We start from the raw sequence: 1303 nt of genomic DNA on the forward strand, positions 1-1303 counted from the left end.
TCGACAAGCTCTTCACCGGCGACCGGCACCTGCAGGTCGAGCTCACCTGGGGCATCTACCAGCGCATGATCTCCGCCTACCGAGACCCCGACCGGGCGGCGGCCGCACCGAGATGAACTCGGTCATCGACGCCCTCACCCAGGGCGTGCCCAGACCGTTGGTCGAGCTGCGCACGCTCGGCCGCACCCTGGCCAGACGCGTCTGCGACGTCCTGGCCTACTTCGACCGGCCCCGCACCAGCAACGGGCCCACCGAAGCCGTGAACGGTCGCCTTGAGCACCTGCGCGGCCTGGCCCTCGGCTTCCGCAACCTCACCCACTACATCGCCCGAGCACTCCTGGAGACCGGCGGATTCAGACCCCAACTACACCCTGGATTGTGAAGAGCCCGTTATCTGGAGCACCGGGTGGACATGACTGTTCGAGCAGCGGGTCTACGTCGGAGACATGTCGTTGACGTGGTCTGGCCGTGCAGATCGATAGACGAAAAGCCAGCCAAGACCAGGGGGAGGTCGGTCGGCACCGTCGAGACAAGCTCCAGATAACGTGTCTACGACGGAGTGAAAAGACGCCGTCAGTGACGTCGAGGACGCCTGCGGCGGGCTCCAGATAATGATGGCTTCGGTGCCGCCGTTGGTGGCGCCGGTGTCGAAGTAGGCCAGGAACGCTTCCTTCACTTGCGCAGCGTCCGGCCGAGGCGGGCGACTTCGGGGATCGGGCAGGAGGGGAAGGAGTCGACGATGCGTTCGGCGATCTTGCGGCCCTCTGCCTTGTCGGACTGCTTGTACGCGGCGCGCAGCTGCTGGGCGCACTGCCAGGTCAGGTCGACCTTCTCGTGCTCGGCGTGGGCGGCGAAGGCCCGCTCGATCCGCCCGCGCTGCTTGTCGGTGAGGTTCTCCGCGCCGGCTCGCAGGATGTTCTGGATGCCGTACAGCGGGTCGCCCTTGCGGCCGCGGTGCCCGGTGGTGTCCTGCTGGACCCGCCGGCGGACCTCGTCCACGCACTTGGTGCCCAGCGCGACGACGTGGAAGGCGTCCAGGACAGCGGTGGCGTCGGCCAGTTCGTCGTCGATCGCGCTCTTGTAGCCCTGGAAGGGGTCGAGGGTCGCGACGTCGACGCCGGCGGTGAACTCCTCGCCGCAGGCCTCCAGCCAGTCGGCGTAGGCGGCCCGGGTGCGGCCCTGGACGAGGTCGAGCAGGCGTGCCCTGACTGTGAGGATTCCCTTCGCAGCCTGATGGTGATGGGCTGTGGCTGGTGGGCCACGGGCGTGACCCATGCTCTGACTGGCTTCGTGCCTTCCTCAG

General features: G+C 67.6%; 2 pseudogenes. One reads left to right on the forward strand and one right to left on the reverse strand.

Annotated features, from left to right (window positions below):
- Positions 1–382, forward strand: a pseudogene (locus BJF81_RS12915) (transposase); the annotation flags it as partial.
- A 231-nt stretch (positions 383–613) separates the two neighbouring features.
- Here BJF81_RS12915 and BJF81_RS12920 read toward each other — a convergent pair.
- Positions 614–1209: pseudogene (locus BJF81_RS12920) on the reverse strand (ISL3 family transposase); the annotation flags it as partial.
- Between the last annotated feature and the right edge of the window lie 94 nt (positions 1210–1303).

Source organism: Ornithinimicrobium sp. CNJ-824, assembly GCF_001942405.1.
Lineage (GTDB): Bacteria > Actinomycetota > Actinomycetes > Actinomycetales > Dermatophilaceae > Ornithinicoccus > Ornithinicoccus kibberensis.